A 20,170-nucleotide genomic window follows, 5' to 3' on the forward strand; every position below is an offset into this window, starting at 1 on the left:
GTCGTCTCTACCCTCGAAGGAATATTACCGGGAACCAAGTGCGTTCCCATGATGGGATATGATCCGGAATGATCATCGAATTTTTCGGATCCCCAGGATCCGGCAAAACAACGTTTGCGCACGCGCTCGCAGAGCAGTTGCGTGGGAAAGGCTATCACGCCAAGGTCGCTCTCAGCTACAAACCCGGCACCAGGGCGGGAAGCTTCGACCTCGGGATTTTCTTGTTTGTCTCAAGAATCGTATCGGCAATCTTTTCGACCGCACGAATATTGATTTCTTCCAAGGGAAGGCCGAACGATCTCTCCATTTCATTGTCGTTGGTACGGCTGATACCGCCAAAAAGGCGAATATGGCGCGCTCGAATCTGGCAATATATCTTGCACCTTTCACGTCGCTGGAGCCGTGCGAAGCAATCGTCCGAAATAATAATATTCGATCAAGGATACGTTCAAGCGATTGGATCGCTGGCGGCATTCAACGGGAGCGCTGATCATGCCACGCTCGCAAAGGCGCTCAGCCTCGCGCCGCCGGCCGACCTCACCGTCAGGCTGGTGGTGCCATCTGCGGTCGTGGAGAATCGCTTGCGGCGACGGATGGAGCGGGAGCCGCCGGCGGAGCGAATTTTCGAAGCTGACATGAACGTGAATATGCGTTCTCTTGGTGTGTTTGAATCTATAAATGATCTTCTCGCGATTTCCGGGCGAAAAGTCATTTCCGTGGAAAACGCCGACGGTCGATCAAAATTCAACAGCATTTGTAAGGTCGAGAAACAAATCATTTCCGCACTTTCGCGGACAGATAAGGAAGTCGCGGCTGGAGGCCAAAGACAACGCTCTCTCGATAGCAGTGCCACCGCAGGTCTCGATAATCACTTTTATGCAAAGTCTCCCACGGACGTTCCTCCTGCAATCGCCGCGCCTTTGCGGAACAAGGATGTGGGCTCCCGGCTCGCTCGGGCGAGCGTCTTCGCTCTCTTGATCTATATCGGAGGTGCCGGACTGACCAGCCTTGCACAGCTGGCCATTGCACGCCTCATCGGGCCTCGCAACTACGGGATCTATTCCTACGTTCTGGCATGGACGTCCGTGCTCGCTTACCTGGCAACGCTCGGTTTCAACGTATCCTTGTTGCGTTTTGTACCTGCCTATAGAGCCAATGGCAGGCTTGATCTGGCGCGAGGGGTGATAAAATTCGCGGTGCAAAGATCGCTATTGGCGGCGTCGCTATTCGGGATAACGGGCGCTGCCTTGGTTCTCCTTTTTTCGGACCATACGCAAAACGGACTTGAGACAAGCATTATGCTTGGCATGGCGGCGGTACCCTTGATTACCGCTTATGCTATCGGCGCTACGCTTGTACGTGCTTTTGGCGGCGTCGTCTCGGCGCTATTGCCGGAGCGCATCGTGCGAGACGGGCTCCTGCTGGTGTTGGTGGCGATGATGGCAAAGTTAGGATTGCGGGCCGTTCACGCGCCGGAGGTGATGCTGGCGGTGCTGATAAGCTCCGCGGCCACGGTTGGGCTGGTGTTCATCACGGCGGCGAAGTTTGAACCGCCCGGGCTGCGGCAGGCCCGGCCCAGTTACGAAGCGAGGGAATGGTGGCTTGCCGTGCCTCCGCTCATGCTCATCACCGGTCTCGATGTGTTTGTCAGCCGGGCCGGCGTGCTGGTGTTGGGGTGGACCAACCATATCCGCGAAGCGGGTATATTCGCGCTGGCGTTGAACGTCGCGATGCTTGTGGGGCTCTCTCGCATCGCCGTCGCTACCATGTTTTCACCAACAGCGGCCGATCTGCATGCCAGGGGAGACCGCAAAGGCCTGCAGCAGCTGTTCGCGCGGGCCACCTTGCTTTCTGCTGGCGGTGCCATCGCAGTCGCCATCCCGATGATGGTGATTGTCGAACCGTTCCTGAGCTATTTCGGTGAGGGCTACACCGCGGGAACGCCAATCGCTCGGGTTCTCATCTTGGGATATATCTTTGTCGCGCTGTGCGGGCCCCAGCAGAATCTTTTGGCAATGACCGGAAACGAATGGGCCGCCGCAACGACCATGATTGCCGGTGCGGTGGCCAACATCATAGCCTGTGCCTTGGGCGTCGCGATATACGGCCCGATTGGCGCTGCCGTGGGTGTCGCGCTTGCGCTGGGCATCTGGAGCGTTGCCATGGCTATCTATATCGGCAAGCGACTGAAGATCCTGCCTGGCTTGGTGTTTGTCCTGCTCTCGATCAGGCCAGGTGCGATCGGCGGCCAGCAATGGAATTGGTTCTTGAGGGTTGGCAAATGACAGCTGTCGATCCGCGGTGAACGTTTGCCGTTCTCGGCTGGCAGCCCTTTCTGCGAAAATTCCGGTATCATTCGACAAAACGGTGTAAGCCGTCCTCGTGGGCTGTCGCCGATGCGAAGCCGACAGCCCGGCGAAGATCGCTCGCATCGGCGCGGGTCTCCAGTGCATCGCCTGGAGGTAAGGAAACGTCGATGCGAAGGTCGCGGCGGCCAAGGGCCGTCTCGATGATGGCGATCAGGCGTTGATTTCTTCGGGCCGGTCATCGCCGATCTTGCAGATCCGGTGTGGTGCCGAACTCGTGGCGGGATCGACCATGCGACTGTCCCAATCCGGATCCGGATGCGGCGGCATGGCAAGCACGCGGCCCCCTTCGACGATGTCGTCGATATAGGTGAAATCCCGCCACACGTGGCTGTCAGTCCTACGATCTGTGCAACGCAGCCGCGCGGCTGCGTTGCAACGCCGATCTCCGATCGCGTGAACGCGGTGACACCCGGCGCCTATCTCATGGCAGGACCGAAATGCGCCCCAGAAGCGCCACCAACTCCGCCTGGCGCCTTGTCTCGGTCTTGGCGAACAGCGAGGCGAGCTGGGAGCGGATCGTCGTGCGGCTAAGGTGCCAACTGCGGGCGATCTCCAAAGGCGCGTCGCCATGAGCTAGGCGCAACGCCAGCTGCGTTTCCGCGCTGGTCAAGCCGAACATTCTTTGCAATGTCTGAGGGTTCGCCGCCGACGTGTTCTCCCGATCCAGCAATGCGACGATGCTTGTCCCGTCAGGAGCGATGACGCCCGTCTCGTTCAGGATCACCGGCTTGTCGCCTCTGCTGCGGATCACCACCCATGACAGTGAGCCTGGCTGGAAATGCACCGGAACATTCGCGACCAGCCGCCTTAACCCGGCAGAAAGCTCGCAGGCCGTATCGGCCGCTTCGCCCTGGCGTTCAAGCGTGTCTTGAGCGGCCGTGTTCCATTCGATTACTTTCTTGTCGCGGTCCAGCACGAGATAGCCGCAGCCGATGCGGTCAAGCATGCCGGTTATGGATTCCAAACTGCGTCGCTGCGGCCCGCCAATTCTGGCGTCTGATCGATCCGAGAAGTGTGTCGAGCGTGCATGCCCGGTATCCCTCAACACAATATATTGGCTACCTGCAACCGTATCGTTGCGCCTGTCAATCAGTGTCATCGCTTCTACCCCAACCCTTGTTGCATTTGACGCAAGTAAATGACGTGTAAATTTACCTGCTTTGATTTCCGTCTTTCGACAGGGATCACACTCCTCTGGCTTGAATTTCGACACGGTTATAGGAATCCGCGTCAGGTTTCTTTCGCAGCTTTCGTTGGATGCGCGTTCCTGATGAGCCCTTCCGCAATGATTCTAGTCCCCGGCAAAGGCGTGGCAATCCAGCAGTGGGATTAGGCTGCCCCCTCGCGGCCTAGTCTCGACGGGCTAGACGGAAGGTTGTAGTCTTGGGCATGGGTTCGCATCTGCGTTGGCTGGAATCGAACGTGTCAGGCACCCCGTTAGCTCATGTGGCTTCCCTATTGGTGCTGGCAGTATCAATAATATTCGAAGTAACAAGTACGGTATATGTTGGCCAGGACACGGCGTTTATGGCGTCTATTCCTGCTATTATTGTCGTTGTATACCTCGAAGGCCGTTTGGCTGGCATCGTTGCGACGCTTCTTATGGCCGCCCTCGGCTTGTGGGTACGACGCGTCCTGAACGCTCAACTCTCTGCCGAAGATTGGACCCGCGCCATCTTCCTTGTGGTCTCGGGCGGCCTGATAGCGCTTGTGTTCCACCGCCTGCGACAGGATTTGCGTGGGGCGCTTGAGGTTGCGGAGGCGAGGCTTGCCGCCATCGATGCGGCCGAGAGCCGTTATCGCTTGGCTTTCGAACGTGCCGCCTTGGGTTTTGCAAACACCAATCGACGCGGCGAACTGCTGCAATCGAACAGACGCCTCTGTGAGATGACAGGCTACGCGGAACGGGAACTTGCCCAGCAACCGCTCGAGGCACTTGTTCTTCCCGATGATCGAGATGCCGTGCGGGAGTTGTTGAGAGACGTGGACAGTGGCGCCGCATCGTCCGCCGCGGACATCCGCCTGCTGAGAAAGGACGGCAAGATATTCTGGGCGCGTCTGGCCGTGTCTTCATCGCGGCCTGATGAGGTCTCCACCGAGAGCGTGTTCGTGGTGGTTGACGACATTTCGGAGCGACGAGCGGCTCGCGAGGCGCTCCGGGCTCAGAAGGAGTGGCTTGATCTCGCTTTGTCTGCCGGACGCCTGGGAACATGGCAAATCGACCTCAAGGAGGGGACAGTCGCAGGCTCCGACAAGTTCTGGGACATTCTCGGTCTGCCGCCAACGCCCGTCCGCCGCTTGGAAGAGCTCTCGGCCGTGATTCATCCGGCCGATTGGCCGAAGCTGGCGGCTTCGACCAAACCCTCTTCGGCGGTGAACTACGACGTCGAGGTCCGTGTCCGGCGGACGGACGGTCATGTGCGCTGGATCGCTCTGCGCGGACGCCAGGAAAGACACGGCGATCGCCAGTTGCGCATCGGTGTGGCTGCCGATCTCACCGAGCGCCGACAAACCACGCTTCTGCGCGCGGCCGTAAAGAAACGCGAGCGCATCATGCGCGAAGAACGCCATCGGTTCAGCAACCTGTTCCCAGTGATCACAGCACTGGTGAAGATGATCAATGTTCCCGAGAACGACGTTGCCAAATACAAGGAGATGCTGGTCGATCGGATCAAAACGCTGGAAGCGACGCATCTGCTCCTGTCAGGTCATAGCAGTATTTCAGGGATGCTCCACGATCTCGTGGAGCAGGAATTGCGACTCTTCAAGGAGACCCGTGACATAACGATCAGCGGCCCCTCCATTGTCGTGCCAGTTGGCGCCGCCGAGAGCTTGGCAATGGTTCTTCACGAACTGACGACCAATTCGGTGAAATACGGCGCGCTGGGTAATCCGCAAGGCAAGGTCGACGTAAAGTGGGAGTTCGCATCCGACGGCGCAGGTGATGATGTCGTCCTAGACTGGGTGGAATCAGGACACCGCAACAATTCAGGCGTCGTGCGCCACGGTTTCGGCTCCATGATCATCGGCGTGGACGGCGCGCCGCTCGTCGGTCATTCCCCGAAACTGGAAATATCGGAGCACGGACTGCGATATTCGTTACGGCTGTCACGAAAGGAAATCGAACTGTAGAATGTGTCGTCCGTGAAACGGTCTCGTGGCGCTTTAGGTTTTCATCCTTGGGATGTCCCGTTCCCAACGCAGTTGCCCGCCATGGGCGACAGGCATCAGGTCACATCTTTCGATAGCCAGGTTTGCAGCAAAACCGCTGCTTCAGTCCGGTTCCGCACCCCAAGCTCGCGCAGAATGGCAGCTGCATGGATTTTCGTTGTCGCTTCGGCAATATCCAGATTGCGGGCGATCTCCTTGTTCGAATACCCTTCCGCCATCAGCTTGAGGACGTCCTTCTGCCTCGATGTCAGTCTAGCGAGGTTGCCTGAGTTCACGCGCTGACGGGTCGGATTTTTCGCGGAGGACTGCGGGGCGTAGGATCTCTGTCCGGCCGACGTCCGGGACAAGAGCGCCGGCACGTAGATCCGTCCCGACAGGATCTCGTTGACGGCCATCACAACTTCTTCATCCCTCTGAGATTTGACGATGTAACCGTGAAGTCCGATCGAAAGAGCGGTCAATATCTCAGAGCGCGAATCGTCCCCCGAAACGATCGCGAAGCGTGTATCAGGATAGGCGGACAGAACGTCGCCAAGAACTTCCTGATGAAACAGTCCGGGCATATTTAAATCGAGGATCGCAAGATCGATGGATGCCTGCTCCTCGAGAAGACTGACCACGGCGTCGAAACACGCAGCCTCGAAAATTTCGGCACTTGGAATTCCAGCCGTGAGTGCCAGCCGAAGGCCGCGCCGATACAAGCCGTGATCGTCGGCGATGACGATCCGATACATTGAACTACCCCAACACTTGCTCGGCTCCGACGAGAAAACCCGCTGAAGCCTCCCATTACTCTGTGATGAACCGAGCCGCGGTGTCCCAAAATCGCAGCCAACCACTGGTCATGACATCACGATGATATCCACGGCGCTCCCATCCGAAGATATCAAGTATGGCTAATATAGTCCTAAATTGCGAAAAAGCTTCTGTTATTTTTTCTTAACTTTCGCGTGAGGTGCCTGCCTCCCGAACCATACCGGGTGCCCGGTTCCGATGTCCGGACCAGTGGGCCGTACAGCCTATTGATGCCGGCATAACACATGCGAGCTTCGTTCGTCTCACGGTCAGGTCCTGAACGCTTAGATCTGCCCTTGACCTCGCGGCTATTTACTACCGGAAACGCGTCGGATCGTTGCCATTCGAATGCACGACGACAGCCACCCCGGCGGTCACATACCTTCACTCATGATGTTCGGATTGCCGCCGAGGGTCGGATCGGATCTGACCGGGTGCCGGATCCGGATGAACTCGAACACGAATGCCCGGATACGGCCAACTGCAAATCAGGAGGATCGGATGAAAGCGGTGATTCAATGCGGTGGGATGGGTACGCGCCTTCGGCCTTTCACGTCGGTCTTGCCGAAACCCTTGATGCCGATAGGGGCTCGGCCGGTTCTTGAGTTGCTTCTGAAGTGGCTGCGGCGCAACGGCATAGAAGAGGTTTATATCACGACCGGCTATCTCGGGCACCTGATCCGCAGCGTCTGCGGCGACGGATCGCAATGGAATCTGAAGATCAGATACACACAGGAAATGGAGCCGCTCGGCACCATCGGGCCTCTCTCCCTGATCAGGGATGAACTGAACGATACATTTGTCGTGCTCAACGGCGATGTTCTCACCGATCTAAGCCTCAGCCGGTTTGTCGCCGCGCACCGTTTGCACAAGGATCCGGTTACGATCGCCACGGCCTGCCGGCTGATCAAGATGGACTTCGGCGTCATCGACGAGATCGACAATGCCGTTCAGCTCTTTCGGGAAAAGCCGACACTTTCCCATCTCGTCAGCATGGGGATCTACTGCATGAACCCGGACGTCCTGCGGTTCATTCCTTCGGGCATACCATTCGGGTTCGATGACCTGATGCTCCAGATGATGCAGGGCGGCACGACCGTGCATGTGTACAAGCACGACGGTCTCTGGCTCGATATCGGTCGCGTTGACGACTTCCAGAATGCACAGGCGATTTCCTGGGAAGAGCAGTCGACCTCAATCGAGGTCGCCGCCGCGGCCGCATAGAGAATTCAGATGAGGCCGAACCGTAAATAAGAGTTCAGGAGGTCAAGATGCTCTTGGTGAGCGCCCCGATCCTAGGCGTGCCGGAGAAGGCAGCTCTATCAAAAGTGATTGATAGCGGCTGGCTTACAATGGGAGAGCGGGTAAGAGCTTTCGAACGGGCCTTTGCCGACATGCATGGCGCGCAGGATTGCGTTGCGGTCGGTTCCTGTACCGCGGCGCTTCATCTCATCCTGCATGCATTGGGAATTGGCCCGGGCGACGAGGTGCTGGTGCCATCGCTGACCTTTGTGGCGACCGCCAATGCGGTGCTGTATGTCGGGGCGACGCCGGTCTTTGTCGATATCGAGTCGGTCGACGTGCCGTTGATGTCGATTGCGGAAGCCGAAGCGCGGTGCACGCCACGCACAAAGGCGGTCATTCTTGTTCACTTCGCGGGCTATCTCGCCAATCGGGAACAATGGCAACGGTTCGCCCGTGCCCGAGGGCTGCATATCATCGAGGATGCCGCGCATGCTCCCGGCTTGAGGTCGGTGGGGACATTCGGCGCCGCTGCTGCCTTCAGTTTCTATGGCAACAAGAACATGACGACGGCGGAAGGGGGAGCCGTGATTGCCCGCGACCCCGATCTGCTCGACCGGGTTCGCCAGGCCCGCGGGCATGGGATGACCGCAGGGACGCATCAGCGGCTGAACAGTCGCACCCCGCAATATGATGTCACCATGCTTGGCTTCAACTACCGCATGGATGAGCTGCGCGCGGCGATTGGACTGGTTCAACTCGAGAATCTGCAGGAGTGGAACGAAATCAGGCGTATCCTGGCCGTCCTGTACCAGCGCCTCATCGCAGAACGTTGCCCTGCGGTGACAATTCCCTTCAGCGAACCCCGGACGTCGGCTTACCACATCATGCCGATCCTTTTGCCGCGCTATGCGAGGCGGCAGGACATTATCGATGAACTGCGGACTCAGGGCATACAGACCACGATTCATTATCCACCGGTGCACCAGATGACATTCTATCGTGAGCGTTATCCCGGGACCAATCTGCCGCGGACAGAGGATTTTGCTCAGCGAGAGCTGACAATTCCACTGCACCCCCAGATCACTTCGCCTGTCGCCGAGGCGGTTGTGGCCGCGCTCGCAGCCGCGCTCAACAGCGGCGCTCAAACAGGAACTGCGGCATGAATGCGACGGACCTTTCCTTTCACCGGCGTCTCGTCTCAAACCGCACGCATGGCTTCGCGAGACGTGCCATCGATCTTGCGGTCGCAGGCGCCGCAATTGTCATTTTGGCACCGCTGATGCTGCTGATTGCCGTAGCGCTTCTGCTCGAAGGCGGCCGCTCCGTCTTGTTCGTACAGACCCGCATGGGCGTGGGTGGCCAACCCTTCCGCATGTACAAATTCCGCAAGTTTGGCGTGGACTGCAGCCCCCATGGGTTCGCGCTGACCGTCGTGGGCGACAGCCGCATGACGACGGTGGGCCGGTTCCTCGCCGCGACAAAATTCGACGAGTTGCCACAGCTGTGGAATGTCCTCAAAGGCGAGATGGCGATCGTCGGGCCGCGACCCGAGAGCCTGGCGTTCGCCGATTGCTTCCGGGGTGGCCTGGAGGCCGTCCTGCAATACAAGCCTGGCCTGCTGGGCCCGACCCAGGTTCTTTTCCGGCACGAGGCGCATTTCTTTCCACAATCCGTGGATCCGATCCTGTTCTACCGGGAGGTTATGTTTCCCGCCAAGGCCAAACTCGACCTTTCCTACTATCCGCAGCGCACCATCGTCTCCGACATCGTCTGGATGCTGCGCGGCTTTCTGGCTGTTGTCGGCTGGGTTCCATCACCGCCGATCGACGTGTGAAACCCAAATGGGAAGCCCCCCAGTCAGCCAAGGGAATGCGCGGTCATGAGTTACAACGGCAAGAAAGTTCTGGTGACGGGCGCGGATGGGTTTATCGGCTCGCATCTCACCGAAGCGCTCGTTCGCAACGGGGCGGATGTCACGGCTCTGGCGCTCTACAATTCCTTCGACAGCCACGGGTGGCTGGACGATTTGCCGGACAACATTCGGAGCCGGCTGAATCTTGTCCGCGGTGATGTCCGCGACTGCGCGTTCCTGAACCGGATCATGCGTGGTCAGGCCGTTGTGTTTCATCTGGCTGCCCTTATCGCGATTCCATACTCCTATGCGGCTGCCCAGTCCTATGTGGAAACCAACATCCTGGGCACGGTGAACGTCCTCGAAGCGGCGCGCCAGTGGGAGACGGAGCGAGTGGTGCATACCTCCACGAGCGAGGTCTATGGAACCGCCCTGACCATGCCCATCCGTGAGACTCATCCACTACAGGGACAGTCGCCATATTCGGCCTCCAAGATCGGTGCCGACATGATGGCGGAATCCTACGCCAGGTCGTTTGACCTCCCGGTCGTGATCATGCGGCCGTTCAACACATATGGTCCTCGCCAGAGTGAGCGCGCCATCGTGCCGACCATCATCCGGCAAGCCCTCGACCCGAATTGCCCGGCGATCATGGTCGGCGATACAAGCCCGATCCGCGACCTGACCTTTGTCGAGGACACTGCTGCGGCGTTCCTTACCGCGGGCCTGGCCGGGCTTGAATTCGGCCACGCCTACAATGCCGGCAGTCAACGCGCCGTGACCATCTCCGACGTGTTGGATCTTGTCCTCGAGTTGAGCGGTTCCAAAAAACCGGTCCATCGCGACGAAAACCGTCTGCGGCCGCAAAATTCGGAGGTTCGCGCCTTGCTCGCGGATTCCTCGCGCTTTGAGAGTGAGACTGGATGGCGGGCGCAGACCAGCCTGCGCGACGGGTTGCAGCGGACGATCGCATGGTGGCGGGCGCGCCTTAGCGAAGGCCGGGTACGGCGCGAAAAGGGTTATATGACATGATCCTGCTCCGCCGGCATGTTTTGGCGCTGTTGCTGATCGCCGGTGCCGTATTCCTCAATATCTATACGGCCGGCGGACGGGCAAGCAGCGTATCGGAGCAGTCGGCCGCACCGGCGGCGAAGAACCTGCCTGACTATCTGCGCGAAACAAAGGATGCGGTGTTCGGCACCGCGCTCGTGCGGATCACCAGACCCGGAATCCTCGGCCACGGGATTGTATGCGGCAAGAAATATTGCACCCACCGTTATTCAAGCGCCCAGGCCTGGAACGCGGACCAGAGTCTTCTCCTTATCGTCAATGGTTGTGGTGCCATGTGCTTTCTCGATGGGCATACCTACGTTCCATTGTTCCGCCGCGACCGCTCGACCGAATGCGAATGGCATCCCAAGGATCCCAACCTGATGATTTGCGTTGGTGGCCGACGGATTTCCACCTGGGCGCCACGCACCAATCACGAGGATATCGTGTTCGTCTCGGCAGCCTATCGCAATCTGCAGTTCGGGCCCTACAAGGGCAATCCGAGCCGAGACGGCAACCGCATCGCGGTGCGTGCAATGCGCAATGACGGCAAAGCGGTGGTCTTTGGCTACGATCTCAAGCTGCGGCAGAAATTCCCGGATATCGATCTTGCACAACTTCCGGGGACCACCAACGCCTGCTCGATCTCCCCGTTCGGGATCAACATTCTGTGTTCCCAGGAATTGCCGGACGGCAATGAACCGAGCTTCATCTTTTCCATCGATGGCGTCTTGCGCCAGAAGTGGACGGAGCATCACCGGCCCGGTCACGGCGACATGACGGTCGATGCCGACGGCGCCGAAATCTATGTCGGGATCAGCAAATCGGACCCCGACAAGTATCAGGTGATCAAACGCAGGTTGACCGACGGCAAGGTCACCTCGCTGATGAAGTACGGCGAGGCCATGCATGCGTCCCTCAGGTCCGTGGACAGGCCCGGCTGGGTGTTTCTGAGCTATGGCGGGACATCGGCCGAAGTGTCGAAGCACCAGGATTGGGCGCCCTATGCGCAGCAGGTCATCGCGCTGCGCACGGACGGCAGCGGAGAGGTCCGCCCTATCGTCAACACACAGAACGCGCAGTTCGACTACTGGAACGAGACGCATGCCTCGCCATCTCCAGATGGCTCACAGGTGGTCTGGTCTAGCAATTGGGGCGTGCCTGGCGGCCCGGTGTACGATTTCGTTGCTCGTGTTGAATGGCCTTGGCAGCAGGTGTCGAACCAGAAGGAGATTGTTACAAATGGCCTTCACTAAACGAACCGTTCTTGCTTCCGTTGCCGTGATGTCCCTGACGTCGATGGCCGCCGCGGGCGACGTCGGGCCCTATCAACTGTCACCTGGCGATACCGTCGAAATAGGGATAGCGCCGATTCCGGAGCGAACGCAGCGCGCCGTGGTCCAGATGGACGGCAATATCGCCCTTCCCGAAGTCGGGATGGTCATGGTCGCGGGCTTGACGGCGTCTCAATTGCAGACGCGCATGCAGGCGCTGCTGCCGACCAAGATTTTTCATGCGCGCCTGCCCGATGGACGGGAGCAGATGGTTGTCGTCCAGCCAAGCGACGTCACCGCCGTCATCGCCGACTACCGTCCGATCTACGTGATGGGCGACGTGCTCACACCGGGACAGCAGGCCTATCGTCCGCTCATGACAGTGCGGCAGGCGCTCGCCGTCTCCGGCGGCTTCAGCCTTTTGCGGTCACGGGCAGGCCAGACCGGACCCGATCCGGTTGACCTCAGGCGCGACTACGAAACGCTTTGGGGCGACTACACCAAGGATTATTTTCACGCCGCCCGTATCCGCGCCGAACTTCAGGACCAGGCGGACTTCGACAAGCAGACCCCACAGGGATCGCCTCTTTCGCCTAGTATCGGAGCCGCGATCGCCCAGGCTGAAGCGGATGCGCTGAAGATTGCGCTGGGCGATTTCCAGCAGGAGCAGACTTTTCTCGAGAAGGGCGAAAAGGACGCGGCCGATCAGATCGACGTTTTGCAGAAGCGCGAACAGGTCGAGGCCGAGGGTGTGAAGGCGGATCAGGAAGACCTTGCGCGCGTCACAAAGGTGTTTGAGTCAGGCAACCTGACCAACAACCGGCTCGCGGACGTCCGGCGCGCCTTGCTTCTGTCTTCAAGCGGCGCGCTTCAGACATCGGTGGAGCTCATGAGGGCGCGACGCCAGCAGGAGGACTACGTCAGGCAGCACGAACGCAATGACAATCAGAGGAGGATTGGCTTGCTGACGGATCTGAGGGACACCAACGCGAGGCTCGCCGACGTCACCGCCAAACTCCGCGCCGCCAGCGAAAAGCTGCAACCGAGCGGAGCATCGGCCCAGCCATTGCCGATGGCGGGCGAAACGATCCGGGCCCAGGTCACCATCGTGCGCAAGGTCGGCGATGAGTGGCGCAAACTCTCGGCCGACGAGGACACGATCGTGATGCCAGGAGATACCGTCGAGGCCAAGTTCAGCAGTGATCTGCAGAGCGCGGCAATCCGGTAGGCGGCCACGATCGTTGGCCGATAGAAACGGGCTTGGGAAACTCACTGTTCGATCAGGCAGTCGAACAGAACCGAACGGGAGATCCTGGTGAGGCTCAATTCCAAGCGAAAGCCGACGCGGTCGATGAACGCGGCTCAAATGGCCCAGCCGGCAAGTTATGCTTTCGATCCGTCTTTGGCGGTGCAAAATCCCTTGATCGAGTCCCGGACCGGTGGGCCTGGACTCTGGCAGGACCTGGCGTCCAACCAGAAGGTCCACACGCAAGGCGACCGGGCGTCGGACAACTACAGAGCCAGCCATTGCGCGCGGGGCTATGGCGCGCATTACAACAAAACGCACGAATCCGGCTATTACGGCGCGCTGTGGGATAAAATCGAAAGGCCCCTGATCCTGGGTGTTCTTGGCCCAATGGGTGGAGCCGGCCGAAAGTGCCTCGATTTCGCATGCGGAACAGGTCGCATCACCAATGTCGCGGCTGGGCTCTTCGGCGAAGTGGTCGGCGTCGACGTCTCCAAATCCATGCTTGCCTGCGCGCGGGTTCCCCACAATGTGAGGCTGCTTCACATCGATATGACAATGGAATCCCTCGACGAGACCTTCGATATCGTAACGGCATTTCGCTTCTTTCTGAATGCGGAGGATCGACTGAAACAGGAGGCGCTGAGAGCGATAAATCTGCAGCTGAAAGACGGCGGACAGCTGGTGTGCAATATTCACATGAACGCGACGTCGCCCGTTGGCCTGGTCTGCCGGCTGCTCAACCGGTTGTCTGGACGCACAATTCGCAACACGCTAAGCGAAGCGAGGTTCAAGGAGCTCCTGACAGCGTCGGGATTCCTCGTCGAGGAGGTGATACCTTACGGTTATCTGCCCCGGCCGGGACGCCTCTTGCCAGGGCTGTGCGAGGCGTTGATGGAGCCTTTCGAGAAGGCGTCCAGAACCCTTCGCATCCCCGGACAACTGGCGCAGCATTTCCTGGTTGTTGCGAAGAAGCGCTAGAAAACGGAATCGCAAATGGCCCGGTGAAATGGCTACGAGCCGGGAACCCGGCCCGCCCGCGGAGCGAATCACCCCCCCCAAAAAAGCTAATGCGGCGTCGCTCTCATTGACTGGAACGCTATCGATCCAGGCTTCCGGAACACCCTAGATGGCGGTTTTCCCCCGATTTGACGCGTCAGTTTCGGGTTTCTCTGGCTGGCGTCACGATTTCGCTGCATTTTGACCGAAGGGCACATACGTTAGCGGGGCGTAATGTTAGAAAGCAAAGAGGGACAACGCTCCTGAAAACCAAAAATTTGTCCATGGCCGTCGGAGCCGATGGGCCTGCGCGACTATTTTTTGCCAAAGGTCGCAGGTCATGACCCCCGGTGGAAGACGCTCGCCCGATCTGCGCGCCGCCATGCTTGGCACCGCGCCTGGGCTGATAGGTGTTGGCCTGTTCTCGGCGGTCATAAACATTCTCGCCCTGACCGGCTCCGTCTATATGCTGCAAATCTACGATCGCGTTTTGCCTTCGCAGAGCATTCCGACGCTTGTCGGATTTACCATCGGAATGCTCGGCCTTTACGCGGTCTACGGGTTGCTGGATTTCGTGCGGCTTCGCCTCCTCGTTCGGATCGGCAATCGCCTCCACAGAAATCTGCAGCAAAAGGTCTTCGGCCTCTCGCTCTCCTTGCCGCTTATCGGCGGGCAGGATGCGAGCCGGATACAGCCACTTCGTGACCTGGATCAGTTGCGCGGCTTTCTTTCCGGATTGGGACCGACCGTCATCTTCGACGCCCCATGGATACCGTTCTATCTGCTGGTCATCTATCTCCTGCATCCTTCGCTCGGTCTGCTGGCAGCGAGCGGTGCGATTGTGGTCGTACTGCTCACCGTGGTGGCGGAGATCCTTGGCCGCGGACCTGCGGCGCGCGCGTCCGAGACACTTGTGTCGCAACGGACCCTTGCCGATTCCGGCCGCCGCAACGCGGAGGTTGTGCGCGCGATGGGCCTTTCCGGACGGCTCGCCCGTCGCTGGGCCGAGATCAATCAATCATATCTCACGCACCAGGAACAGCTCTCCGATATTGTCGGCGCCACCGGTTCCCTGTCGCGGGCGCTGCGGATGGCTTTGCAATCCTGCGTTCTGGGGCTAGGTGCCTATCTCGTGATCGGGGGTGAAGCGTCCCCCGGTGTGATCATAGCATCTTCCATACTGCTGGGCCGCTCGTTGGCCCCGGTTGACGCGGCCATCGCAAACTGGAGGGGGTTTGTGGCGTTCCGGCAAAGCTATTCCCAACTGGCGGCGGCGTTGGCCGCCTTCGGCAGCCAGGGCGAACTCATGGAACTGCCGCGTCCACAGGCAATGCTTGCGGTCGAGGAGTTGACAATAGTCCCGCCCGGTCAGCAAAGGCCGACCGTCACCAATGTCAGCTTCCACCTGTCCGGGGGAGCAGGGATGGCTATTGTTGGCCCAAGCGGCTCTGGCAAGACCACGCTCGTGCGCGCCTTGGTGGGTGTGTGGCAACCGCTTCGCGGAACGGTAAGGCTGGACGAGGCCTCGCTCGACCAATGGGGCCAGGAACAGCTTGGCGCTCATATCGGCTACCTGCCGCAAGATGTTGAACTGTTTGATGGAACGGTTGCCGATAATATTTCGCGATTTGGCGGCAAGGGCGACGCCAAGGGCGTGCTGGCTGCTGCCAGGGCCGCGGGCATCGACAAGATGATCATGCGCTTGCCGGATGGTTTTCAAACACGAGTAGGCGAGGGAGGGGCGGCCCTGTCGGCCGGACAGAGGCAACTTGTCGGACTTGCCAGGGCACTTTATGGCGACCCGTTTCTTGTCGTCCTCGACGAGCCGAATTCAAACCTGGATGTTGACGGCGATGCCGCCCTGGCCGGCGCGATCCTGGCGGTACGCCGGCGCGGAGGCATCGTCATCGTTGTCGCGCATCGTCCTTCCGCCCTTACCAATATCGACAAGGTACTCGTAATGTCGAATGGCATGCTGCACTCCTTTGGCTCGCGCGAGGAGGTCCTGGCCAACGTTATCCGGCCCTTCCCCTCGGCCGCTGAACGGCCAGCGTCGGTGGTCCCGATGCAGAAAGGGGTGAGCGGTCATGCGTGAGGTCCTGTTCCATGTCTGACGCGACGATGTTCTCATATGCGCCGATTGGCGATGGTAGCCGAAGGACCGAGGCCAGTTCGGCCGATACGCGGGATGATATCCGGGCCAACCTGATCCTGGGCGTCGCGGTCACGGTTCTGTTGATCGCCGGCGGAGGGCTTTGGCTTGGTTTGACCAAAATCGCCGGCGCGGTGATTGCGCCAGCCACGGTGGTGGTCGAAACCAATATCAAGAAAGTCCAGCATCTGAACGGCGGCACCATCGGCGGTATCTTCGCGCAAGATGGAGACCATGTGCGGGCGGGCGATGTGGTGGCCAGGCTGGACGACACGCTGACTCGGGCCAATCTGCAGATAATCAGTGAGGACCTGGATCGCGCGACCGTTCGTCTTGCGCGGCTGGAAGCCGAGCGGCAAGGTCTGCCGGATATGCAGCTTCCGTCCAGCCTTCAGACGCGGATGGGCGACCCGGAACTGGCTGCACTCGTCAGCGGCGAACGCGCCCTGTTCGAAAGCCGCGCTGCCGCGTTGACGGGGCAGAAGGCGCAGTTGCAAAGCCGCTCAAAACAACTTGAACGCCAGATCGATGGCCTCAAGGCACAGCAGGCCGCGGAAGATCAATCCGTGACCCTGCTGGACGCGGATCTTGTCGACGTCCAGGCGCTTTTTTCCAAAAAACTGGTGTCCAAGGAGCGGCTGAGCAACGTCAGGTTGGATGCTACCCGGGCGCACGGAGAGTCAGGGCGTCTCGCGGCGGCGGTCGCCGAGGCGCAGGCCCGGATCAGCGAGACCGAATTGCAAATTCTTCAGCTTGATGAACAAAGGCGCAGTGAGGTAACCAGCGAGCTACGCGAAACCGAAGCCAAGCAGACCGAACTCAACGAGCGCAAGGTTGTGGCGCAAGACGAGTTGACCAAAACCACCATCCGCGCTCCGCAATCGGGAACGGTGCAGGAATCCACCATCCACACAATCGGCGGCGTGATCGCTCCTGGGGAAGTGCTCATGATGATTGTTCCCGACGCCGACAACCTCGTCGTCGACGCGCTGATTCCTCCCTCACGCATAGATGACATTCGACCAGGCCAGCGGGTCTCGATCCGTTTTCCGGCTTTCGATTCCGGCACCACGCCTGCTTGCCAGGGATCGGTCAAACGCATCTCGGCCGATCTGATCAAGGATCAACAGCGCCAGCTCTCGTATTTCTCGGCGCGTATCAACGTCGAGAACAAGGCGGCCTGCCTGACCGATGCCAAGGTGCTCAAACCAGGCATGCCGGCGGAGGTTCACATAAGCACCGACGAACGCCGCGTCTGGTCCTATCTGCTGAAGCCGCTCACGGATCAGATGTCCAGGGCCTTCCGCCAATGAACCATCGGAAGCGAGCCGCAAATACGAGCGCCTCTTTCCCCCTGGAGCAATCCAGGAAAAGTGCGTAGCGGCTTTCCGTCCGGAACTATGTAAAAACAAGGAGTTAGAGCGGATCAACGATTCTATCAAACGCTGAACCGCTCTAAGACCCGGTGAGCGCCCTGCGACGAACACGGCGCGCGGCCCGCGCTGTTCGCTCTGCCGTTACGGGAGCCTTGGCCACATCGATCTTGTGCGGCAAGCCGTTTGTGGCCACATGGAGTCTCTCAAAGGGCAGCAATTCCCTGATCCGGGCGTTGACCAATGCAATTTCGGCCCGCAGGTCTTCGCATTCCTGCCGGCGGATATCGAGTTGTATCTGATCGGACGCCTGCTGCAGTGAAAGCTGTGAGAAATTGGCGGTTAGCTTCGAAAGGTTCTGCTTGTCGGTTTCGGCCTCCTTGGTGAGAGCAGCCAACCTTTCATCCGCGACCTGCTTTTCCGCCACGGCGTCGCTCCATTGATGCTTGAGCTTGGCGATCTCATCCGAGGCTTCTTTATTTGCGCTTGACGCGACCTCCAGTCGCGACTGGAGGTTCTGAATCTCGGAACGCAATCCTCTGATCTCGGCACGGTAGCGCTCGATCTCGGCGTTCTTGTCCGCCTCCGTGATACGGGCGGCTTCCGTCACCTCCGACAGTTTTGCCTGGGCGACCTCAAGCGACGTATGGAGCCGTGTCGCTTCCTTTTCGCTCCTGCCGAGCGCACCCAGCATTTCGGAGTTTCGCGCCGCTTCGTTGGCATGGATCGTGGAGAAGGCGTCGAGTCTGTGCCGCGCTTCATCTTCCCGCTTTAACGCTTTTTCGAGGTCGATCGACAGGCTGACATTCTTTTCCCGCAGCAGTTTGTTTTCGCGCGCGCGCCTGTCAGCCTCGACGGTTACGGCGGCAAGCGTGTTTGTGAGGTCTCCAAATTCCGCTTCGCTTTTTGCGTTCGCGTTTGCTGCCTCCACGAGTTCCAGCCTTGCCGCGGCCAGTGCGCCGCGAAGCGCGTCGCTGTCTTGAACCAGGCTTGTCTCGCGCTGCTGCAAAGTCTCCACAATGCTTTCCCGCTCATACTGCCTTCGGTTCAGGTCATTGAGCTTGTCCGACAGGACCCTTTGCTCCGCGGTCAGGCTCTGATTCGCCAGTTCCAGTTCGTTGGCGCGGAGAATGTCGGCGTGAAGGATATGGAAGAATTCGCGGGTCAGGTGATGCGTGCTTGCGATCTCCGACAGTCTCGCGTTGATTTCCTCGAAATGGACCTTCGCATCGCGAAACAGCCCATCGAAGGACGTCAAGGCGGCCATACGGCTCTGCGTATGAGAGGTCAGCCGTCGCGCGGTTTTCGGGGTGCTCGCGTCGTCTTCGGTTTGCGCGCCGTCGTCCTGCTCCATGGGCGCCTCGCCCGGGACATCGTTCTCTGCCGGCGCCGACAGATCATCCAAACCAATGCACTCGTCGACGGCGTCCGCCAAGTCAGCTTCGAGTTCCTCGAATGACTTCTCCGCGTTATCGGCTCGCCTGATCAGATCCCTGAGCTTCATGCCCTACATCCCCCTACGGCATGCCTGGACCTAGCAAGGCACGCGGACTGAGATACCTTTTGTATCGGGAGATCCGTTGAGCGTCTTCGTGCAATCAAACGATGCCAAGCTCCGGCGATCTAGCGCTGTCACCGCAGGAATCGTCGAGAAGTCGCGAGGCAGGCCTGAGGTTTGATGGTGGTCGATCACCTGCAAGGGCTGCCTGGAGGCTCTCGCGTCAGGCAGCCCTTCTTGCGTTCATCCTGACGTCACCTGTTGCCTGAATTCAGCGCCGCTTTATCGGGCGGCCCGACAGCCTCTTGGAGGGGGGCATCAGGCGGCCGGGCCTAACCGGCGGTTGGGTGTGTTTTGGTTTGCCGGCTGAGCCACCCTGCACCTCATTCGATGAACGCGCATCATTCAAACGAACACTGCCGTCGCGATAGGCACCACTCAACCAGCTGCGTCAGGCCCCAGCCCCGGACCAGCGTCCACTTGGATCAGTCGGTTTCAAGCACGAGAGTCCGGGCTCCGATTAACGCATTGGGCTCCTTCAAATGAACGATCAGCCCGTTATCAAGGAAGGATAATGTGGCTTTTACGGCAATAAGGCCGGGATTCTGCCGGCAATGGAGGCAACGCCATGTGCGGTATCGTTGGGATCGTCGGCCACTCACAGGTTGCGCCACTCATCGTCGATGCGCTGAAGCGTCTGGAGTATCGCGGCTATGACTCGGCCGGCATCGCCACCGTCGAGCGTGGCAAGCTTGCCCGCCGGCGCGCCGAAGGCAAGCTGGTCAATCTCGAGCGCCGGCTCAAGGACGAGCCGCTCGACGGCACCATCGGCATCGGCCACACGCGCTGGGCAACGCATGGCGTGCCCAACGAGACCAACGCGCATCCGCATTTCTCCGAAGGTGTGGCCATCGTCCACAACGGCATCATCGAGAATTTCGCCGAACTGCGCGACGAGCTGACGCGCGACGGCTATTGCTTCGCCTCGCAGACCGACACCGAGGTCGTCGCCCATCTGGTGGCGCGCGAGATGGCCAGGGGGCTGCAGCCGGTCGAGGCCGCGCACCAAGCGCTGAAGCGGCTGGAGGGCGCCTTTGCGCTGGCCATCATGTTCAAGGGCGACGACAACCTGATCGTCGGCGCCCG

15 protein-coding genes and 1 pseudogene are annotated in these 20,170 nt (G+C 59.7%); 12 read left to right on the forward strand and 4 right to left on the reverse strand.

The window, feature by feature from the left end:
- Positions 1-68: 68 nt before the first annotated feature.
- A complete protein-coding gene (locus tag FJ938_RS17755; RefSeq protein ID WP_140612114.1) occupies positions 69-2,285 on the forward strand; it encodes an oligosaccharide flippase family protein in 2,217 nt (738 codons plus the stop codon).
- Positions 2,286-2,519: 234 nt separating this feature from the next.
- On the opposite strand, the gene FJ938_RS29990 is transcribed toward FJ938_RS17755, so the two are convergent.
- Together FJ938_RS29990 and FJ938_RS17765 are read right to left on the reverse strand one after the other, a co-directional pair.
- Entirely contained in the window at positions 2,520-2,693 is a 174-nt protein-coding gene (locus FJ938_RS29990; RefSeq protein WP_246671587.1) for a hypothetical protein, read from the reverse strand.
- A 97-nt stretch (positions 2,694-2,790) separates the two neighbouring features.
- Positions 2,791-3,468, reverse strand: a complete 678-nt coding sequence (locus FJ938_RS17765) for a helix-turn-helix transcriptional regulator (protein ID WP_140612174.1) — start codon at positions 3,466-3,468, stop codon at positions 2,791-2,793.
- Between the two features lie 290 nt (positions 3,469-3,758).
- Between FJ938_RS17765 and FJ938_RS17770 the strand changes: the two genes are divergently transcribed.
- Positions 3,759-5,501 carry a PAS domain S-box protein gene (locus FJ938_RS17770; RefSeq protein ID WP_140695856.1) on the forward strand — a complete coding sequence of 581 codons (1,743 nt, stop codon included), beginning with the start codon at positions 3,759-3,761 and terminating at the stop codon, positions 5,499-5,501.
- A gap of 95 nt (positions 5,502-5,596) precedes the next feature.
- Here FJ938_RS17770 and FJ938_RS17775 read toward each other — a convergent pair whose 3' ends face one another.
- A complete protein-coding gene (locus tag FJ938_RS17775) occupies positions 5,597-6,274 on the reverse strand; it encodes a response regulator transcription factor (protein WP_140612110.1) in 678 nt (225 codons plus the stop codon).
- A 562-nt stretch (positions 6,275-6,836) separates the two neighbouring features.
- Between FJ938_RS17775 and FJ938_RS17780 the strand changes: the two genes are divergently transcribed.
- The 9 genes from FJ938_RS17780 to FJ938_RS17820 all read left to right on the forward strand — a co-directional run bounded on the left by FJ938_RS17780 (position 6,837) and on the right by FJ938_RS17820 (position 17,466).
- A complete protein-coding gene (locus FJ938_RS17780) occupies positions 6,837-7,559 on the forward strand; it encodes an NDP-sugar synthase (RefSeq protein WP_140612108.1) in 723 nt (240 codons plus the stop codon).
- A gap of 47 nt (positions 7,560-7,606) precedes the next feature.
- Positions 7,607-8,743 carry a DegT/DnrJ/EryC1/StrS family aminotransferase gene (locus FJ938_RS17785; RefSeq protein ID WP_140612106.1) on the forward strand — a complete coding sequence of 379 codons (1,137 nt, stop codon included), beginning with the start codon at positions 7,607-7,609 and terminating at the stop codon, positions 8,741-8,743.
- Complete coding sequence (locus tag FJ938_RS17790) at positions 8,740-9,414, forward strand: sugar transferase (RefSeq protein ID WP_140612104.1); 675 nt, start codon at positions 8,740-8,742, stop codon at positions 9,412-9,414. The genes FJ938_RS17785 and FJ938_RS17790 overlap by 4 nt, the downstream gene beginning before the upstream one ends.
- Positions 9,415-9,459: 45 nt before the next feature.
- Positions 9,460-10,464, forward strand: coding sequence for an SDR family NAD(P)-dependent oxidoreductase (locus tag FJ938_RS17795; protein WP_140612096.1), 1,005 nt, complete (start codon positions 9,460-9,462; stop codon positions 10,462-10,464).
- Positions 10,461-11,738 (forward strand): hypothetical protein, encoded by a 1,278-nt coding sequence (locus FJ938_RS17800; RefSeq protein WP_140612094.1) that lies wholly within the window; start codon positions 10,461-10,463, stop codon positions 11,736-11,738. Before FJ938_RS17795 ends, FJ938_RS17800 begins: the two co-directional genes overlap by 4 nt.
- Positions 11,725-12,984 (forward strand): polysaccharide biosynthesis/export family protein, encoded by a 1,260-nt coding sequence (locus FJ938_RS17805; RefSeq protein ID WP_140612172.1) that lies wholly within the window; start codon positions 11,725-11,727, stop codon positions 12,982-12,984. Before FJ938_RS17800 ends, FJ938_RS17805 begins: the two co-directional genes overlap by 14 nt.
- Positions 12,985-13,071: 87 nt before the next feature.
- Positions 13,072-13,983: a class I SAM-dependent methyltransferase gene (locus FJ938_RS17810; RefSeq protein WP_246673381.1), complete on the forward strand. Its 912-nt coding sequence runs from the start codon at positions 13,072-13,074 to the stop codon at positions 13,981-13,983.
- A gap of 358 nt (positions 13,984-14,341) precedes the next feature.
- Positions 14,342-16,096: a type I secretion system permease/ATPase gene (locus FJ938_RS17815; protein ID WP_140695825.1), complete on the forward strand. Its 1,755-nt coding sequence runs from the start codon at positions 14,342-14,344 to the stop codon at positions 16,094-16,096.
- Between the two features lie 26 nt (positions 16,097-16,122).
- Positions 16,123-17,466, forward strand: a complete 1,344-nt coding sequence (locus FJ938_RS17820) for an HlyD family type I secretion periplasmic adaptor subunit (RefSeq protein ID WP_140695862.1) — start codon at positions 16,123-16,125, stop codon at positions 17,464-17,466.
- A gap of 142 nt (positions 17,467-17,608) precedes the next feature.
- Here FJ938_RS17820 and FJ938_RS17825 read toward each other — a convergent pair whose 3' ends face one another.
- On the reverse strand, positions 17,609-19,030 hold the full coding sequence (locus FJ938_RS17825; RefSeq protein WP_140695828.1) for a hypothetical protein: 1,422 nt from the start codon (positions 19,028-19,030) through the stop codon (positions 17,609-17,611).
- A 622-nt stretch (positions 19,031-19,652) separates the two neighbouring features.
- Here FJ938_RS17825 and FJ938_RS17830 point away from each other — a divergent pair.
- Positions 19,653-20,170: pseudogene (locus FJ938_RS17830) on the forward strand (glutamine--fructose-6-phosphate aminotransferase); the annotation flags it as partial.

It is taken from the genome of Mesorhizobium sp. B2-4-14, assembly GCF_006442155.1.
Taxonomy (GTDB): Bacteria; Pseudomonadota; Alphaproteobacteria; order Rhizobiales; family Rhizobiaceae; genus Mesorhizobium.